Here is an 18,978-nt window from a genome sequence, read left to right on the forward strand (position 1 = left end):
AGAATCATCGTGTCTCGATCCACACCGATGGTTTTCGGTAAGGACTGGATCATCGTCTGATGGTGTCCGGGTCTATTGGTGGGTGTGCGGTAACCATTAGCGAGCAATGCGGCGTTGGCGATCTGCATCACCGCCTTGTAAGCCATATCGAAGCGACCCTCGTTGCTCAAGTCGAACAAGGAAGCATCCGATAGGCTGCGGTTGGCGGCTTCCAGCAATCGTTCGACTCCGGCGCGATCCGGTTCAACCGCTTCAAGCTGCGTTCCAATTAGATTATCCAGGGTCATGAGTACGAGACCTCCCTGTCGTGCAGATCAGATTCAGTGCCCATGATAAACAGCGTGGGGTTCTTCTGGATGTCGCGAATGAACGTACCGTTCTCTGCTACCAGATTGCGCCATTCCATCCGGGAGTAGACCTTGGGGTTCAATTCCCGACCCAAACGCTCCTGAAGCGAATACAGGGCGGTGACAACGGCCTTGAACGATACGTCGCCGATCACCATCACGTCGATGTCGCTTTCGGATCGCGCTTTACCGCTGGCTACCGATCCGAAGACGAATGCCGCGTCGATTTGATCGGCGAGTGGCAGCAAGGCTTCAGCCAGCACATCTGTCAAGCCGCTGGTTTTGCGCACGATGCTCGCCAACTCATCAAAGACCGGGCAATCTCGATTCGCAGAATAATGCGTCTGGTTGCCGACTTTCTGTACGTTCACTACACCTGCCTTGACGAGCTTGGAGAGCTCGCGAGCCAAGGTGCCTGCCGTAGTGCCCGTCAGGCGGGCGATCTCGCGCAGGTAATAACGCTGATCCGGATGGAGCAACAACAAGCCCAGCACCCGGCGGCGATACTCTGGAAATAGAATGGCGTTCAGTGACATCAATGATCCGCTTGTTGTCTTTAGTACAACGATTGTTGCTCAAAAAGCAACTTCGAATCAACTCCCCGTCGGACTAGTGGTTCAACCTGCCGTCCTGGCAGTTCTGATAATCAGAGACGCGCAATGCATCTACATTTTTAAGAATCGCTGCATCAAGGCAGGAATTGAGGGGATATGGCCTCACGACATGCTCCGGTCATTCGCGACGCGCCTGCTGGAATCGGTCGACCCGTTGACGGTACAGGCAATTGCGGGGCACTCCTTGATGCAGACGACAGCCAGATATGACCGTCGTGGCTAAAGGCGTAAAAAGGCTACTGCTTCAGGTTTCAGAAGATCGAAATAGTGGGTAATTAAAAAAAACTAAAGCAATATAAATCATTAACTTATATTATTTGCCACAGTTGCAAAACTTGACTCTAATGCTATATGGCTTGCCCTTTTCTTGGGATCAATTAGGGGTAAGCGGGCAAGATCGAAGCCGATAAGGGACTCGTGCTCCAGGTCGTAGGGCAGGACCCATAGCCTTAGCGAACCAGAAAACTCAAATGGATGCAGTGGGTTAGTAAAAGACGCGGTTCGGGGGTAGATCAAAATCAGATCGCCTTGCCCAGCAAGATACTTTTGCCCATAGGTATGCATCTGATAGAAGTCGCTTTGGCTTAGTCCATATTTGTTGGCACGATCTGAATCATCGATCCGCTTCCACTTCGTATCCAGCACCCACCGTGCCCCCTCGAAGTGCATCAAGATGTCGGGTTTGAGTTGGAATATTGGGCGCCCATCGTGTTCGCATAGGTACTTACTTGCAGCCTGTTCGGTTAAACGGGCGTTGGGTAAAAGCTTCTCGCGTAGAGATTGGGTCACATATTTCTCAAAAAGCTTTTCCATTGGAAAAAGCAAGCTGATTCCATGCAAGTTGCCCGTGACTGCGGTGGGCATTTGTTGGTTCAAGATCAATTCGCACCAAGGTTTTGCAGATTGGTAGTGAGCCATCAGCCGATCATGACGCCACATCCTGAAGTCCTGTCCAATGCTTTTGCTTGCAGGTACATCGACCATCAGTGCGCGCAGTTCATGTGCCAGTCGCCAACTGCTGGGTTCTTTGGTTGCCTTGCAAATCCACTCAAGCGCGAGCTTAAGGAGGCGGTTCTCGGGGCGATCTGCCGTGAAGATATCGTGTCGGATTTGGAAAATATGCTGTTTCCCAGGAGGTTGTCTCATCTGTCCTACGACGTTTAATTGCCCGCGAAGAAAACGTTGTTCCTCTTCAACGCGCTGGTAGTCGAATCGCACACCGCGTTTGATTAGGTGATCCAACGCATAGAGGAATTGCTGCATCACCCATTCGGTCAGAGGCATATTGAACAACTGCAAGTCCGCTGTTCCTACCTCTCGGACAGGTAAATCCAGTGATCTTGAGATCATGCGCGTCAGCAATTTTCTGCTGCGAATAACGCAATCATCTTGTTCAAAGTTCTTGGGGAGGATCTCGAGTCGGGTACCGCACGGGGTTTCAATAACCCCAACGTAGTTATCAACTCTTAACCACCGTCGGCCCTCAAGATGGATGAGTGCAGCCCCACCTTTGCTAAATGATGAGTTCAGTTCGCATAACCAATCAAAGGCCGACGCTGAGACTTGCGCGCGATCAAGCGTTGATTTGACAGAATCTGTCGTCAGCCGGGCATGCTCACGAACGGTAACTTCCTGGTTCACGTTTAATTGGGGTCCGAGACAGTCTGTAATTCGAAATCATCACCATCCTCGTTTGAGGTGGGCGTGATGCGAGGTTCCGTCAGTTGATGATTAATGATGCCCTTGTATGCTCCGATTTGATGAAATGCTTCTTCATTGATAGACCATGGAAGATGGTGCGCCGAGACACTAACACCATCACCAAACAATACTTCGATACCCGGGCTAATTTGACGCACGAAGCTGTAAGCAGATGGTTTTCGGTGGTCATTCAGTACCCACTGAATGCGCTCCCAGTCTTCGAAGAAATACTCTTGGAGCAAAGGAATAATCTGTTGGCGAAAGACAAATGTGAGCTTTTCAAGCGTAGGTTCGTCGATCAGCGGTATGAAGTAGGCATGGCCAAGGCAATGATCCCGATCCAGTAGCACCTCAATTCGGTCATTCATTGACCTCAGCATCTGGCCGATCTGGAGACCCTCAACTTCAACTGAATCCAAGAGTTCGGGGCGGGGTGGCATTTCTTTGAAAACAAAACGTCGTCTGAGCGCAATATCCAGCCCTGACAGAGAACGGTCGGCAGTATTCATCGTGCCGACGAGGTAAACGTTGCTTGGAACGCTGAAAGCATCCTTAGAATAGGGAAGTACCGCTTCAAGAGCATCAGAGGCACCCTTACGTTTCGTGGGCTCAATCAGAGTAATTAGCTCGCCAAAAATTCGAGAAATATTTCCTCGGTTGATTTCATCGATGATTAGAACTCGCGTGTTGCTAACCTCTGTGTATCTATCTGAATTAGATTCGAAATGTTGTCCAATCAGCCGCTCAATTAGAGGTGGCAAAATATTGTTGTACCCATTAACTAGAAAGCGTTCTAGATCCGTCTCTGGAAGCTTTTCGAAGACCTTTTTGTCGCTGATGTCTTGGATCGATATGTCCCCCTTACGCACATGCTCCGCCAGAGTGGTCAGAATGCTCATTGCTAGTGGCAAGGTTTTACCGTTGGGCTTTTTAAGTACCAGCAATTCGGACGAAACACGCTCAATCTTGTAGCCTGAACCGAAAGTCTGACCTATGGTGAAAGCTTGCGCAGTGCCAGATGGTTTCGTATTGAGGCTAGAAGCATTTAATAGGGCACTAAGCTTACTCATATTTAAAACTGAACCTGGACGGAGTTCATAGAGAGTCATTTGGCTGAACCGATTGTTTAATAATTCACCGTACGGGAGTGAGGGCTCATATATACGTAACCATTTGACATTTCTTTTCTGTGCATATCCATATGAAAGCTCGGATTGAGGCTCAAAGATGTAATCCCCTGTGATCTCGCCTATGGCCCTAAATTTGAAGTTGCCATCAGAAACAACAACAAGATCCCCAGTTTTCATTCGTGTCACGAACGTGGTCACGCTTGTGACGGCATAGTCTCCGTTGGCAACGTCTGAACCTGCCTTTTGGAATCGCTCCTCAATATCCTTTCGGTTGGTGCATCCGCTGAAATCAATGGTGTCCCCATACCCAAGCATGATGTAAGCGCCTGTGATGCATTCATCGTAAATGCTGGCGTCATCTCCTTGGGTGTTACCTAATGACATTTTCCAGATTCGTCGGCCGCTTAGGTCGAGTGGTGCTTCTTCCTTGTGAGTAATTTTTACTGCCGCGGCTTCACAAAGGTTCTTGAAGATTCCATCGACAATTTCATAACGAATTTGACCACTATTTTCGTCATTTGATGCACGCAGTCCCTCGATGAAGTCTTCGTAGCTAAAGCTCTGATGAAAAGTCACAAAGCTAATATGGCCGGTAGCGGCTAGCTCGTCATATCGGTTCTTCAGGCTGGCACGGTTATGCACGTTTTCAGCAAGAAATTTAGGGTCCAGAATTCGCAGTGCTTCATCAATGGTCGCAAAAGTTTTTCCTGTTCCGGGAGGGCCATACAAGATTTGATTTAATGGGGTACTACTATCACCGATGTCAGATGCAGATTGAGATATTTGCTCTGGTTCGGCGACTTCTGAATAATCGTTAGGTTTGAAACTGCTACCAGGAATTGTTTGGTTGTCAATTTGCATTTTGTTTTTCACTTTGGAAAACCACTGGTCTATCGAATGAAGATCGTTGTTTTCAGATGAGTTTATAACCAATGGAAGATCATTATCAAAATATGATTGATTTAAACGTCGAGTGTTCGCACCAAGTGTTACCCAGTCTTTTCCTCTGCTTAGTATGAAAAAGGCCACTCCTTTGGGGGCGCCATTTTTTCGCTCTCCTATCCTTATTTCAGTGAAGTCATTTTTCCCCCGAATGACATAATGGTCTGCGCTAGGGAAATGTTTATTAGCAGACTCAATGGCATGCCATAACCATTTTGTGCTATCGCCCTCCAACTTAGAGATGAAGTTCTTAACCTCAGGGGTATTGTATCCGTCAGGTATTTTGTCCATAAGTACTCATATTTGGTTGTTGATACTTGATTTACGATTTTACTGTGAATGAAGAGTATGACCCGGGCTAATTAGTACGATGCTTGGATCGAACCATTTGGCACTTTCGCCACCGGGCGATTTGAAAGAATAGCGAGAGATCTTTGATCCGGTGAAAGTCGCCGGGTGATGTGTCTTGAATGCCCTGCCGAGGAAGCCTCTTATGATCTCAACGATCCCATGACCGCAGCAATGAGTCGTAATGCAGTCAAAATTCGGCTTGACTGCCGTATCACTGGGAACTAGGGTTACCTCAATATGACCGGCGCCTCTGCACTTTGTGTACGCGTCGGTTTTCATTTCTGCGGCCACAACGCCCACGCCGTCCATTGATAGATGAGCCACATCCACCCGAATAGCCATTTCTATGCGCTCCAGTGCATCCAAGGCCAGCAGGCGGAGTTTTTTGTCGAAAACATAAAGCCGCACAACATCTTCGAAGCGGCTGCCGGGTTCGAATGTGTCGGCACGCACTGGTTTTTCCAGAGTGTTTGATGCTGCCTTGTCCATTCCTCGCAGAGGGTACCGGTAGCCACTCAGCCGGTAGTAGCCAATCCGCTCCAAATAATCCAGTGCGGCGGCTTTGTTCTCCACCACCAGGCCACGATCACGCAAACGCTGCAACTGGTCGGCAAATGACAGCCAAGGCTTGAACGATTTCACGCCGTGGTTTCCTCAATGCCATTCTGGCATTCGGGCAACCGCAGCTTGCCGGAGATTAGGCGTGGTAGCAGGGTGTCGCGAAGTTGTGCCAAGCTGCGCATTTGCGTCATATGGGATCGCTTAATCATTGCAGTAAGGGTAGCAGCGAACTCACTGAGTAACTCAGCGGGCGGTAGGGCAACCAGCTCATTTTCAAGAAAATGTTTGGTTTGAAAATTCGAGATACCTGTGCTTTGATTTTGGTATTCCCATGTCTTTCCCTGACTGTAGATATAAGTTAGGTGTTGAGCGAGCAACACCCCTACATTCTCAGATTGAGGGCGTAACAACCGACAAAAGCTCGCAGGCTCGACTGGACAATCGAATTGCTCCAGCATCTGATCAGAGAGGTACAGGGAGCGACCAGTTGGCTGGTCTTTGCTTCCCCCTGAAATCTCAAGAATTATATCCCCATGCTTAACTTCACGGCTGAGAAGCTTCCTCTGCGTGGTAAAACGGATTGGTACACGGCTTTCCGCGCCACTTTGTAGATCGGGAATATCAGTGCCACGAATGATTGCTACCTTGGTGTTGTTCTTTTCATCAGGAACTTCACTACCCCAGTCGCCGCCGATTGTGTCTGTCAGTAGATTCCCATAGGGTACCCACGCCCACCCCCTCGGAATCAAACCCAGCTCCGACTCCTCGAACCCATCGGGGAACAGTGTGGCCGTCGCTTCATCCATGCCCTCTGGCAGTCGGCCCTCGGCTTTGGCATGAACGGGGTCGAAATCAACGAACCATGACTTGAAGATGGCCTGCGCGATGGCTTCCAGCGTGGCATTGGTTTCGCGCAGGAGGGCGATGCAGTCGTCGAGAGCACCAAGAAGCGCGGAAATTTCAGTTTGTGTAGTCAGTGGTGGTAGTTTCATCTTGAATTTGAAACAGTCACCAACTCGAATATGACTTACTACGGAGCCAGACCCCTCGTGACTTCTAAACTGCTCTTGAAGTGCCGGAGAAAGAAAAGCATAGAGCAGGAAACGTGGTAACAACATTGCTGGATTCGCACGATATTGCATAACACGCTGACCAAGAAAAAGTCCATGCGGTTTATCTACAAGGCCCACCTCACCAATTGGTGCTTCTCGTGTAAGCAAAACATCACCATGTTCAAGAGAAGCTCTACGGGTCCATTTTTCGTAAGTCAGCTTATCTACGAAGCGGCAACTGCTCAAATCAATCCGGCCATTGCGAATATTCGTGGTACGAACCATTCGATAGGGAGTTGGCTGCTCCACTATCGGAGCTGTTTTGTTTACACAGTCGACTATCAGCTCGCAGACTTGATCAATAACTACGGTTGGCCACTCAGAACTCATACCCAAGCCCCCCAAGCTTTTGCCGGATCAGCGCATCCAGTTCTGCGCCTTTGGCCATTTGTTCGCCGAGCTTTTCGGTGAGTGTCTGCATTTTCACGGCAAAGGCTTCATCATCGTCTTCGACCGCTTCGGCACCGACATATCGACCCGGCGTCAGTACATGGCCGTGTTCGGCGATCTCCTTGAGGGTGACGCTGCGGCAGAAGCCGGGGATGTCGGTGTAGTCATTCACCACGCCGCCTTTGTCCAGCGGCTCGCCCCGCCAGTCGGCGACGGTTTGGGCAATGCGCTCGATCTCTTCCTCGGTCAACTGAATCTGAACCCGGCTGACATTCGTTCCGAGCTTGCGGGCATCAATAAACAGCACTTCACCCTTGCGTTGCTGCTTGCCCTTGGTGAGAAACCACAGGCAGGCGGGAATCTGGGTATTGAAGAACAACTGACCGGGCAGGGCGACCATGACTTCCACCACATCGGCCTCAACCATCGCGGCGCGTATCTCGCCCTCGCCACTCTGGGATGAGCTCATCGAACCGTTCGCCAGCACGATGCCCGCGCGTCCGCCCGATTTGAGGTGGTAGAGCATGTGTTGCAGCCAGGCATAGTTGGCGTTGCCCTGCGGCGGCGTGCCGTACACCCAGCGCGGGTCGCCCTCCAGACTTCCATGCCACCAGTCGCTGATGTTGAACGGCGGGTTCGCCATCACAAAATCCGCCCGCAGATCGGGATGCTGATCACGGGTGAACGAATCGGCCGGTTCACGCCCGAGGTTGAACTCGATGCCGCGAATAGCAAGGTTCATGGCAGCCAGTCGCCAAGTGGTCGGGTTGGATTCCTGCCCATAGATCGACACATCGTTGATTTTGCCACCGTGCGCTTCGATGAATTTCTCCGATTGCACGAACATGCCGCCCGATCCGCAGCACGGGTCATACACCTTGCCTTGATGTGGGTTCAGTACGCCAACCAGTGTCTGCACGATGGATGCTGGCGTATAGAACTGCCCACCGCGCTTGCCCTCGGCCGAGGCGAACATGCCGAGGAAGTATTCATACACCTGACCGAGAATGTCTTTAGCTTGCGCCGCATCGGCACCAAAGCCGATGGTCGAGACGAGATCAACCAATTCGCCGAGCTTGCCGTCCGGCAGCGATGCGCGGCCATACCGCTTATCCAGAATCCCCTTGAGTTTGGGGTTTTCCACTTCAAGGGCCGTGAGGGCCGCATCAATCTGCTTGCCGATGTCCGGTTGCTTCGCTGCCGCCCGGATCACTTCCCAGCGGGCGCTTTCCGGCACCCAGAATGCATTGACGGCACGGAAGTAATCCCGATCTTCCAGTTCGGCTTCAATCGTCTCAAGATCAGGCGTTTCGCCGAGGAAATACTCATCGTCAGGGTCGGCAAAGCGCCGGGCGAGTTCATCCCGCCGCGCGGTGAATGTATCGGAGACGAACTTGACGAAAATCAACCCGAGCACCAGATGCTTGTATTCCGCCGCATCCATGTTGGAGCGGAGCTTGTCGGCTGTTGCCCAAAGGGTTTTTTTGATGTCGTTGATCATGGGAGCGGTATCTTCCTGAATGAGGCCGTGGTGTTGGCGCAATCTGCAGTTTGCAGTATGCCAAAACCAATAACGCAGCTTTGTATCACACGGGGGGCGACATGAAGCCAGCCTATGAGATTGAGCCTAGGAGATCGGGGAGCGGCGCGAAGAAATCCGCAATCAAAGCGAATAATACCGAGATATGAGCGCCACACAACCGCAACCAAGATGAAGCATGGGTGCGGCATAGAGGCGCTACTTCCTCGGATGTTGCGGTGCCGTCGCCAGGCAAGCAGCGCGAGAAGAGGGATTTCCTCGCGGAATGCGCATAGCTAGGAATGCCCTGCGACTGGTCTAGCCTGCGGGGGCAGCATACTGTTTTATCTCTTTGCCGTTGTGTTGATAGCCGCGCGAGTGAGTTAGAAGTGGCGAAATAGCCTAAGCGGACATTGCTGCAAGCATCAAAATCAAGGTGTCAATTAACCAGAAATGGAGCGAATAGAAAAAATCTATCGAAAAAAATCCGATTCTAATTTTTCAAACCCCCTAATAGCTCACAGGACGAACTTTTAGGGGGTTTTATGCGTCGGGTTTTCACGGTTTCAGCTTCATTGGCGAGGATTCGGTTGGACTCATCACCACGCACAGTCAGCACGGTGGATAGCGTATTCAGCAGACTCATGCGTTCTGTGTCGACCGTTATTGGCTGCGCGGGCTATCCACAAACCAAAACGCGTGGGTTGCTGGTCTACGGATGGTCTGTTCTACGCTTCGAGGTGGGTGAGTTCAGACAAGACTTGGATCGCTGCGTTGCAACGATGGTGCAGTGCATCCGAAGCATCGAAAGCCGGAGCTAGTGAATTATTATGAACACGACTTTTCTGCTCATGGCTGAATACAACACTGCCGACATTCCTTTGGAATTAGTGGCCAAAAAATACCTCGGCATGGACGAACGCACGGCCAAAATGCGTGCGACACGCGGCGAACTGCCATTCCCGGCTTATCGCGCGAGCGGGCAAAAAAGTCCTTGGCTTGTTCGCGCAACCGATCTGGCGTTTTACCTCGATGCTGCCAGAGCGCGGGCTGCGCAAGACTGGCAAAGACGACAGAATGCAGTCGTGTAAAAAAATTTTTCAACCCCGACCTAAAGCAAATGACCATGCTCCACTCAAAAAAAGACCTGATCGCTCGTATCGAAGATTTTAATGACACCTCGTTTCTTGCGGAGAAACTCTATGAGATTTCGCACGATTGCAGTATCGAGGACATGCCGACAGAAGCGAAGTATTACCTGATGGAAGCCGTTACAAACCTCAATGGACTGTACGATTTATGCAGGCAGCTTGCCCATCATTTGAATGTTGAAGCATTCAATGCTCAGAAAGAAAAAGGCGATGGTGAGGCAGACTGCGAATAAGGCTCTGCTTCTTGATTGGGCGTTCACGGTTCAAATTCCACTCGCGCCGGTTTCCTCGGCCGGGTATTCACATATACCTGCAACGACGACCACGACTCATGCAAGCTTACCTGCTGAATTTGCGGAATACTCAAGCCGTCCTCCGCCAGACGTGAACAACCCTCATGCCGCAAGTCATGAAAATGCAAATCCTCAATCCCGCATAATTTCAGATGATTGCCCCAATAAGTGCCGATTGTTTTTGCATTAAATGGCAACAGCCGGTCGTCCTTTCGCGGCACCTGCGCCAAAATGGCGTCAATCACCTTAAGCAACCGATCGGTCACACGCATCTCCAGATGATTCCCACTCGAGCCGCCCGGGTTCTTCACATCCCGCACGAGCCAGATCATGTGTTCGCGGTCAAAATCCGCCAAGCGTAAGCTGAAAATCTCCGACATCCGCCGGCACGAATAAATCGCAAACCACATAATCAAATACATCGGTGCGCTCGATGCTCGGCCAGACAAACGCGGGGCGCAAAACCAATCGCGCAACTGTAAAAGCTCCGCATCCGAAGGCCGCCGCGACCGCCGTCGACTTGAACCTGTCAACCGCTCTGCCCGGCACAACTCCGCCGCATCATCAATCACCGACCGATCCAGCGGCAAACCCAACGCCGTGCGCGCGTAGCGAAACACGACCCGCAGCCAAATTAAATCATTCGCCACCGTTGAAGGCCCCGCACCAGCCAACCGCCGCGCCTGCACATGCGCCACCAACTGCTGCCGCGATAAAGCCAGAGCAGGTACCTCAGCAATCGCCATGCTCGCCAGCATCCTAAGATGCGCCGCTTTCGTGCGTCCCAACGGCTCAACTCCGGCACGATCAGTCAAGTACTGCTCAATCAAATAACGAATAGACACACCACCACTTCCGGGACGCGCAGCGATGGCCGGATTGTGCTTAATCTCATCCTCTCGCTCATCCGCCCACGTAACAGCTATAGCCCGCTTGTTAAATGTTTGCGATTCGGAATAAACCCGGCCATCCACACGCAATCGAATTTGTGCCGTGTAAACCGTTGAGCCGTCCTTCTTCTTGCGCTGTACAATCGTTGCCATGTTGCCCCTTGCTAAAATTGCTAAAAGAGGATGTGTTTTAGCAATTTTTTAGCAATCGAACAACGAAAATGATTGAAAATATCTCAGAATAGCGCGGAATATGTACAAAGAATCGGAACAAAAAAACAGCGCAAACCCGCATAAAGCCTTGCTAAGCGGCGATATTGCAAGCCCTTGGCGCTTCTGTATTGCGCCGATGCTCGATCGGACCGATCGTCACTACCGGTATCTTGCACGGTTGATGACGCGTCACGCACGGCTTTATACCGAGATGGTGACAACGGGCGCTTTGTTGCATGGTGATGTATCCCGTCATCTGCAATTCAACGAGTCCGAGCACCCGGTTGCTTTGCAGATTGGTGGCAGTAACCCGGCCGATCTGGCGGCTTGTGCCATTTTGGGTGTCGAATACGGTTATGACGAAATCAACCTGAATGTGGGCTGCCCCAGTGATCGGGTGCAGAATGGTTCGTTCGGCGCCTGTTTGATGGCGACTCCTGAGATAGTCGCCGAGGGTGTGCGGTCCATGCGGGAGGCTGTCGATGTACCTGTGACCGTGAAAACGCGAGTCGGTATTGACCGAAGCGACAGTTTTGAGGCGTTCTCAAGGTTTATCGACATTGTGGCGGAGCAGGGTGGTTGTGAGGTATTCATCATTCATGCCCGTAAAGCTTGGCTCGATGGGCTTTCTCCCAAAGAAAACCGGGAAATCCCGCCGCTGCGTCGGGATTTTGTCTATCGCATACAGGATGAGTATCCCGAGTTGACCTTCGTTTTGAACGGGAAACTCGAAACTCTGCCCGAAATGCAGACAGAGCTGGCGCAGGTGCCCGGTGGCATCATGGTCGGACGTGCCGCCTATGAACACATCGACTGGCTGCGGTTTGTCGATCAAACGTTATTCGATGCCGAAGCCATCGTTCCCGCTCGTTCAGTGGTGGTGCAAGCCTACAGGGCATATATGGTCGAGGCGCTTGAATTGGGTACGCCAATGCCGCCGTTACTCAAGCCGTTGCTGACCTTGTTCAATGGCTTGCCGGGTGCTCGCGCATTTCGTCGGTATGTGTCCGAGCAAGGCCCGAAGCGCAAAACCGATATCCACGTGCTGGATGAAGCCTTGGTTTTGATTTCCGACCAAGATGCCGCTGACAGCGCAGAGCTTGAATGGCGTCGCTCCAGCCCCTATATCCCCGCAGACAAACAAGTCGGTTGAAATACCGCTAACCACTTGAGATTATCAGGAAATCAATCCGGTTTTCTGCTATCTTTCGCACCCTTTTCAAGGTATTGGAGTTCTGCGTGAGCACAACCAGTTACGACGTTTTAGCCCAAAACGAGGCGCCCAACGTGCCCGTTTCAACCCCGTCCATGTCCGGCCGCAAACTGCACATCAAGACGTGGGGCTGCCAGATGAACGAGTACGATTCATCGAAGATGGCGGATGTGCTGGGCGCCAATTCCGGCTTCATCGCCACCGATGATCCGGCCGAGGCGGATGTCTTGTTGCTCAATACCTGTTCGATCCGCGAAAAGGCACAGGAGAAAGTGTTCTCCCAATTGGGGCAGTGGCGCCCCTTAAAAGAAAAAAATCCAAAATTAATTATCGGCGTCGGCGGTTGCGTTGCCAGTCAGGAAGGAGCTGCCATTCGCACGCGTGCGCCTTATGTTGACATCGTATTCGGCCCACAAACCCTGCACCGCCTGCCTGAAATGGTCGCGGAAGTTGAGGCCAATCGTAAGCCTGTGGTAGACATTTCATTCCCGGAAATCGAGAAATTCGACAATCTGCCCGCGCCGCGCGCCGAAGGCCCCACTGCGTTTGTATCCATTATGGAAGGCTGCTCGAAATACTGTTCGTTCTGCGTTGTTCCCTATACGCGCGGCGAGGAAATTTCACGCCCGTTCGATGACGTGATTGCCGAAGTGGCTGAACTGGCGGAGCAGGGCGTGCGTGAAGTCAATCTCTTGGGCCAGAACGTCAACGCATATCGAGGCGTGATGCACGATGGTCAGATTGCCGATCTCGCCCTGCTGATCGAATACATTGCACGAATCGATTCCATCGGCCGGATTCGCTTTACCACCTCGCATCCGGTCGAGTTTACCGACCGACTGATCGAAGCCTATCGCAATGTACCCAAATTGGCGGCGTTTCTGCACCTGCCGGTACAAGCCGGGTCGGATCGGATTCTGGCTTTGATGAAGCGGGGTCATACCGTCATCGAATACAAGGCGAAGTTGCGCAAGCTCATGGCTGCTCGTCCGGGCATTTCATTGTCGTCGGACTTTATCATCGGTTTTCCTGGCGAAACCGAAGAAGATTTCGAGGCGACCATGAAGCTTGTGACCGATATGCATTTCGATCACTCGTTCAGCTTTATCTACAGCGCGCGCCCAGGAACACCGGCCGCCAGCCTGCCGGATGACCAACCCGAGGCGGTCAAAAAGGCCCGTCTGCATCGTTTGCAGGCGCAAATCACCGCTCAGGAGCAGGCCATTTCTCAAGCTATGCTCGATACGGTTCAGACCATTCTGGTGACCGGGCCATCCAAAAAGGATCCTGACGAACTGGTCGGCAAAACAGAGAACAACCGCAGCGTTATTTTCAAGGCCCGTCCGGAATTGGCCGGACTATTCGTGGACGTGCGTATTGCTGAAGTGAAGCCCAATTCGTTGCGCGCGGATTTTGTTGGCATTAACTCGATGGATTTGGCGCGCGCCGAAGCCCGCAATCTGGTGGCTGCCTGATGGCCGATTCACAAATGACTGATTCAAAACCCGATTCTAGTATGTTGCCGATCGACCAACGTACGGCCCGGCTCGACTTCACCTTGTCCATCAATCCGGAAAGTGGCTTGGACAATGAACGATTGGTCAATCTTGCCGGTTCCTTTGATGCCCACCTGCGCGTGATCGAACGCCGCATGGGCGTGGAAATCAATCATCGCGGGGCGGATTTCTCCGTGATTGGCGAAATAAAGACCACTCAGCAGGTTGAGAAAGCGATTCGTGATTTATACGAACTCTCGGCTTCGGAAATCATCGATCTTGAACGGGTCAATCTGTTCCTACAGGCTGCCGGCTTGCAGGACGATGCGCCCGCAGCCGCGGATGAAATTCAGATTCGAACGCAACGCGGTATCGTCCGTGGCCGGGGCGCACGGCAGATTCGTTATCTGCAATCCATTGCCCATTTCGATCTTAATTTCGGTATCGGCCCGGCGGGTACAGGCAAGACTTATCTCGCGGTAGCCAGCGCCGTTGATGCGCTTGAACGTGGCGCGGTGCAACGCATCGTGTTGGTTCGACCCGCGGTTGAGGCCGGGGAGAAGCTGGGCTTTCTGCCGGGCGATCTGGCGCAGAAAATCGATCCGTACTTGCGACCGATGTACGACGCACTCTATGAAATGCTGGGGTTCGACAAGGTTTCCAAACTGATCGAACGTCAGGTCATCGAAGTGGCGCCTCTGGCGTTCATGCGCGGGCGTACCTTGAACGAATCGTTTGTCATTCTCGACGAGGCGCAGAACACCACCATCGAGCAGATGAAAATGTTCCTGACCCGGATCGGCTTCGGCAGCAAGGCGGTTGTAACGGGTGATGTCACGCAAATCGATTTGCCCCGCGGTATTACCTCCGGCTTGCGGGATGCCATCGACGTGTTGAGTGAAGTGGATCCGGTTGCTTTTACGTTTTTCCAGGCCCGGGATGTGGTGCGCCACCCGTTGGTAATGCGCATCGTCAATGCCTACGAGGCGCGGGAACAGGCCAAATGAGCAATCGGGTCACGGTGATTCGTCAGAAGGTGAGTGCGCTTCGTTGCCCCACTGCTGCTCGTATGCAGCCCTGGGTAGAAGCTGCGTTGGATGCGGCCGATCAACAGGCGCCCGTTGCGCTGACGATCCGTCTGGTCGATGAAGAAGAAGGCTTGATGCTGAATCAACAGTATCGTCATAAAAAATATGCGACAAATGTGCTTTCATTCCCCTATGAAAAGCCAGAGCTTCCCGAAGATATGGCGGATTCAGACGAACCCAACTATCTTGGTGATCTGGTGATTTGCATGCCGGTCGTGCTCAGTGAGGCGGCAACTCAACACAAACTGCCTGCCACTCATACGGCACATCTTGTCGTGCATGGCGTATTGCATCTGTTGGGCTACGATCACGAAACGGATGCCGAAGCTGAGCGGATGGAACAGATCGAGATAAATGCCATACAACAACTCGGATTTGAAAACCCGTATGGCGCGGATTAATCTCGCTACTGAATTTGGTCCTGTAATTTTTAATCGAAGCTTTTTATTTTCAAAGGTACAAAAAAGGTAATGGACGAAGACTCGAGTCCTTCGCGCAGCGACGAACCTAGCTGGTTTGCTCGGCTGCGCCAACAGTGGTGCATCAATCAGATCAAGAGTTGCTCGGATATCATGACCGTGGCCAAGGCAGCCGCAGAAAAGGAAATTATCCCGCACTCCACAGCAAGTCTGATTGATTCAGTACTCGAATTCCATGACTCGCGTGTGCGTGATGTCATGATCCCCCGGGGGCAGATGGATGTCATCAACGTGGGCTCCACTTTGCCGCAAATTCTTGCCGAAATTGCAGAAACCGGGCACTCGCGCTATCCCGTCATTCTTGAAAACCGGGATGAAATCACGGGCATTCTACTGGTAAAGGAGCTGCTGCATTTTTATGCGGGCATGCCTTCTGCCGAGGACATTGCCGGTTTCACCCTCAAAGACCACATTCGCTCCGCCTTGTATGTTCCTGAAAGCAAACGACTCGATGTGCTCCTCGCAGAGTTTCGTTTGACGCGCACCCATATGGCCATCGTGCTGGATGAATTCGGTGGCGTAGCGGGTCTGGTTACCATTGAAGATGTGCTTGAAGAAATCGTGGGCGACATCGACGATGAGTACGACACGGCCGAGCCAGTGCATATCCGGGAACAGTCTGCCAACCGATTCACGGTCCGTGCGTTGACCCCCATCGATGAGTTCAATGCCTACTTCGGTACCGACTTCCCAGACGATGAATACGACACCATCGGCGGCTTCATTACACATGAACTGGGACATCTGCCGCGTCGCGGGGAAGTGGTTTTTATCGGTGGATATGAGTTCAAGATTCTCGGAGCAGACAAGCGACGGCTGCATCTGCTGCTGGTCACCGTGATGACTCAAAATCAGATCGAAAATGAATCCACACCGGATCACAGCGAATGATTTCGATCGCGGCACTGCGCGACCGAATGAGTCTACGTCTTCGATTACTGACGGTCCTGATCGCAGGCGCGTTGTTGCCGCTGGCGTTCGCTCCCGTCGGCTTCTGGCCGCTCAGTATTCTTAGCCCTGCTTTATTGCTTTTGCTGCTGCCGGGGTTGTCCTTGCGCGGAGCCATGGTCTTGGGATTTGCCTACGGTTTGGGACAATTTGGCGTCGGCGTGAGTTGGCTGTACGAAAGTTTTACGCTGTTCGGCGGTGCGGTGGCCCCACTGGCCGCTTTAATCACCGGTTTGTTCGTCGCCGCGATTTCCATCTACCCTGCATTGACGATGGCTTTGGTGCGCCTTTCGAGCGGAGAAACCAATCACCTGCTGCCCCGACAGGTTCTGGCTTTTACCGGAAGCTGGATATTCCTCGAATGGTTGCGCGGATGGGTGTTCAGCGGTTTCCCGTGGCTCGATCTCGGAATCGCCCAAACGTCCAGCCCACTGAGCGGGTTCTTGCCTATTATCGGTGAGTACGGAGTCGGCATGATCGTCCTGGTACTGGCCGGGTTGTTGGCATTGTCGGCAGATCATCTGTTCGACAGTTCAAGGAAGCGTTGGAAGCCGATTTCAGCTTTGATCATGTCCCTGGTGCTTTTCCTGGGTGTCGGCCACTTTCTTGTCAAGGTGCAATGGACGCACCCAAGCGGAAAGCCTTTGTCCGTTGGTCTCGCGCAAGCCAATGTGCCGCAGATGCAGAAGTTCGATCCCGCGTTTTTGACCAAAACCCTGCAAACCTACATGACCTTGACCGAAGAGCTGGGCCAAGTCGATTTAGTGATCTGGCCGGAAACGGCCATACCGGATGTGCTGGATGATCTCGACTGGTTCAAAAACCGTTTGCAGGCTCGTGCGGCGCAGCGGCATCAGGATTTTCTCGTTGGCACGTTTACCCAGGACACGAGCGGGCGTTACTTTAACAGTCTGGTCGGTATTCCCGAAACGGTCGGGCAACACAGCAAGGTTCATCTTGTGCCTTTCGGTGAGTACATGCCGCTGCGTCCGATTATCGATCTGTTTGCAGGGATGATCGATATCCCGATGTCCGATCTGACGCCGGGGTCGGTTGATCAGCCATTGCCCGAAGTGCAAGGGGTTAAGGTTGGCGCATCGATCTGCTATGAGGCCGATTTTGCTCGCGACATCCGCCATTCGCTGCCGCAGGCCGGTTTTCTGGTGAATGTCTCCAATGATTCCTGGTTCGGCAATAGCCTTGCACCGCATCAGAACTTACAAATGGCACAGGTGCGCGCATTGGAATTCGGTCGCCCCATGATTCGGGCAACCAACACCGGGATTTCGGCTTTCATCAATGTGCAAGGGCAGGTCACAAAGCGCATTGGTGTCGACGAGCAGGGCATTCTGGTCGGAAGCGTTCAGCCCTATGCGGGCGATACGCCGTTTTTCAGGTTACAGTCCTGGCCGATCATCGTTTTTAGTACGCTGCTGATGGGCTTGGCGTGGCTTAGAAGAAAACGTTGAGGGATCCTTAGGGAACCATGAACGGTCAACATTGCTCAAAAGCGGCACTGCCCGCACGAATCATTTAAAGGAACACAATGCAACTCGATCCCAATGACCGCTCACCGGATGTACAGGCTTTAGCCAAACAATCACGCCGTTTCAACCGTGCTTTTTTCGCTACCGTGTGGGCACTGGCCAAGCCATACTTTCTCCATTCGGAAGATCGCTGGAAGGCACGCGGATTTCTGCTGGCCATTATCGCAACCACATTGCTGCTGGTGTTTATCAATCTTCAGATCACCGATTGGTACAACCGCTTCTACAATGCCCTGCAAAATTACGATCAGGCCGGTTTCTGGAAGCTGCTGGGGGAATTTGCCTTACTGGCTTTCGGTGCCATTGCCCTCAGTGTGTACCAAACCTATCTTTCCCAGTTGCTGGACCTGCGTTGGCGGCGGTGGTTGACGGGAGATTATCTATCCCGCTATCTATCGGCGCAAACGTACTACCACATGGAAATTTTCCAGCGTGGGCAGGATAACCCTGATCAACGAATTGCTGATGACCTGAATTTATTCTCTCAATTAACCACCAGTTTACTCACGGGGTTGTTGAGCGCAGTCGCTAATTTGGTCGCTTTTATTGGCTTGCTCTGGATTTTGTCAGCCAAGGTTGTCATCCCTTGGGATGGGCAAATGCACCATGTGCCCGGATTTCTTGTCTGGGTGGCCTTGATCTATGCAGTCGTCTGGACCTGGGTGGCGGCTAAAGTTGGCAACCCGCTGATCTGGCTTAATTTCAATCAGCAACGACTGCAGGCGGATTTTCGCTTCAGCCTGGTTCGCCTGCGTGAAAACAGTGAGGCCGTGGCGTTTTACGGTGGTGAGAACAAGGAGCAGGCACAATTTCATACCCGATTCGACCGGGTGTTCGATAACTATAAACGTCTGATTTTGCGTCAGAAGCGATTCAACTGGTTCAGCAGCTATTTCAGTCAGGTGGCTGTGATTTTGCCCTTTCTGGCCGCGGCGGCCGCCTACTTCAGTAAAGCGGTTCCACTGGGTTTTTTGATGCAGATCAGCTCGGCCT

The 18,978-nt window shown here is 52.2% G+C and carries 18 protein-coding genes; 10 read left to right on the forward strand and 8 right to left on the reverse strand.

Features of this window, described 5'->3' with window-relative positions; all coding sequences use genetic code 11:
* Positions 1-287 (reverse strand): DNA-binding protein (locus M7R55_RS07105; RefSeq protein WP_298219725.1); only part of this gene is annotated, 287 nt, incomplete at its 3' end.
* Positions 284-883, reverse strand: a complete 600-nt coding sequence (locus tag M7R55_RS07110; protein WP_298219726.1) for a nucleotidyltransferase domain-containing protein — start codon at positions 881-883, stop codon at positions 284-286. The genes M7R55_RS07110 and M7R55_RS07105, both read right to left, overlap by 4 nt.
* On the opposite strand from M7R55_RS07110, the gene M7R55_RS07115 reads away from it, so the two are divergent.
* Positions 867-1,184, forward strand: a complete 318-nt coding sequence (locus M7R55_RS07115) for a tyrosine-type recombinase/integrase (RefSeq protein WP_298219727.1) — start codon at positions 867-869, stop codon at positions 1,182-1,184. The genes M7R55_RS07110 and M7R55_RS07115 overlap by 17 nt on opposite strands.
* An 80-nt stretch (positions 1,185-1,264) precedes the next feature.
* Here M7R55_RS07115 and M7R55_RS07120 read toward each other — a convergent pair whose 3' ends face one another.
* Genes M7R55_RS07120 through M7R55_RS07140 form a run of 5 tightly spaced genes read right to left on the reverse strand, consistent with a single transcriptional unit; the run spans position 1,265 to position 8,649 of the window.
* Complete coding sequence (locus M7R55_RS07120; protein ID WP_298219728.1) at positions 1,265-2,602, reverse strand: McrC family protein; 1,338 nt, start codon at positions 2,600-2,602, stop codon at positions 1,265-1,267.
* Between the two features lie 2 nt (positions 2,603-2,604).
* Complete coding sequence (locus tag M7R55_RS07125; RefSeq protein WP_298219729.1) at positions 2,605-5,025, reverse strand: AAA family ATPase; 2,421 nt, start codon at positions 5,023-5,025, stop codon at positions 2,605-2,607.
* A gap of 39 nt (positions 5,026-5,064) precedes the next feature.
* A complete protein-coding gene (locus tag M7R55_RS07130; RefSeq protein WP_298219730.1) occupies positions 5,065-5,727 on the reverse strand; it encodes an Abi family protein in 663 nt (220 codons plus the stop codon).
* A complete protein-coding gene (locus tag M7R55_RS07135; protein ID WP_298219731.1) occupies positions 5,724-7,088 on the reverse strand; it encodes a restriction endonuclease subunit S in 1,365 nt (454 codons plus the stop codon). The genes M7R55_RS07130 and M7R55_RS07135 overlap by 4 nt, the downstream gene beginning before the upstream one ends.
* On the reverse strand, positions 7,078-8,649 hold the full coding sequence (locus tag M7R55_RS07140) for a class I SAM-dependent DNA methyltransferase (protein WP_298219732.1): 1,572 nt from the start codon (positions 8,647-8,649) through the stop codon (positions 7,078-7,080). The genes M7R55_RS07135 and M7R55_RS07140 overlap by 11 nt, the downstream gene beginning before the upstream one ends.
* A gap of 848 nt (positions 8,650-9,497) precedes the next feature.
* On the opposite strand from M7R55_RS07140, the gene M7R55_RS07145 reads away from it, so the two are divergent.
* Positions 9,498-9,758, forward strand: a complete 261-nt coding sequence (locus tag M7R55_RS07145; protein ID WP_298219733.1) for a pyocin activator PrtN family protein — start codon at positions 9,498-9,500, stop codon at positions 9,756-9,758.
* 35 nt (positions 9,759-9,793) lie between these two features.
* Positions 9,794-10,051 carry a hypothetical protein gene (locus M7R55_RS07150; protein ID WP_298219734.1) on the forward strand — a complete coding sequence of 86 codons (258 nt, stop codon included), beginning with the start codon at positions 9,794-9,796 and terminating at the stop codon, positions 10,049-10,051.
* Between the two features lie 23 nt (positions 10,052-10,074).
* Here M7R55_RS07150 and M7R55_RS07155 read toward each other — a convergent pair whose 3' ends face one another.
* Positions 10,075-11,154 carry a tyrosine-type recombinase/integrase gene (locus M7R55_RS07155; protein WP_298219735.1) on the reverse strand — a complete coding sequence of 360 codons (1,080 nt, stop codon included), beginning with the start codon at positions 11,152-11,154 and terminating at the stop codon, positions 10,075-10,077.
* A 100-nt stretch (positions 11,155-11,254) separates the two neighbouring features.
* On the opposite strand from M7R55_RS07155, the gene dusA reads away from it, so the two are divergent.
* The 7 genes from dusA to M7R55_RS07190 form a co-directional block, all read left to right on the forward strand.
* Complete coding sequence (gene dusA / locus M7R55_RS07160; protein ID WP_298219736.1) at positions 11,255-12,367, forward strand: tRNA dihydrouridine(20/20a) synthase DusA; 1,113 nt, start codon at positions 11,255-11,257, stop codon at positions 12,365-12,367.
* A 155-nt stretch (positions 12,368-12,522) separates the two neighbouring features.
* Entirely contained in the window at positions 12,523-13,902 is a 1,380-nt protein-coding gene (miaB, locus tag M7R55_RS07165; RefSeq protein ID WP_298219742.1) for a tRNA (N6-isopentenyl adenosine(37)-C2)-methylthiotransferase MiaB, read from the forward strand.
* A gap of 14 nt (positions 13,903-13,916) precedes the next feature.
* On the forward strand, positions 13,917-14,930 hold the full coding sequence (locus M7R55_RS07170; protein ID WP_298219737.1) for a PhoH family protein: 1,014 nt from the start codon (positions 13,917-13,919) through the stop codon (positions 14,928-14,930).
* Complete coding sequence (gene ybeY / locus M7R55_RS07175; RefSeq protein WP_298219738.1) at positions 14,927-15,412, forward strand: rRNA maturation RNase YbeY; 486 nt, start codon at positions 14,927-14,929, stop codon at positions 15,410-15,412. The genes M7R55_RS07170 and ybeY overlap by 4 nt, the downstream gene beginning before the upstream one ends.
* 69 nt (positions 15,413-15,481) lie before the next feature.
* Entirely contained in the window at positions 15,482-16,381 is a 900-nt protein-coding gene (locus tag M7R55_RS07180; protein ID WP_298219739.1) for a transporter associated domain-containing protein, read from the forward strand.
* Positions 16,382-16,407: 26 nt separating this feature from the next.
* The gene (gene lnt / locus M7R55_RS07185) at positions 16,408-17,907 is read left to right on the forward strand and encodes an apolipoprotein N-acyltransferase (protein WP_298219740.1); all 1,500 of its coding nucleotides are present in this window, start codon (positions 16,408-16,410) and stop codon (positions 17,905-17,907) included.
* 77 nt (positions 17,908-17,984) lie between these two features.
* Positions 17,985-18,978: SbmA/BacA-like family transporter (locus M7R55_RS07190; protein ID WP_298219741.1), on the forward strand; the 994-nt coding region annotated here is incomplete at its 3' end.

It is taken from the genome of Halothiobacillus sp. (assembly GCF_027346185.1).
Classification (GTDB): domain Bacteria; phylum Pseudomonadota; class Gammaproteobacteria; order Halothiobacillales; family Halothiobacillaceae; genus Halothiobacillus.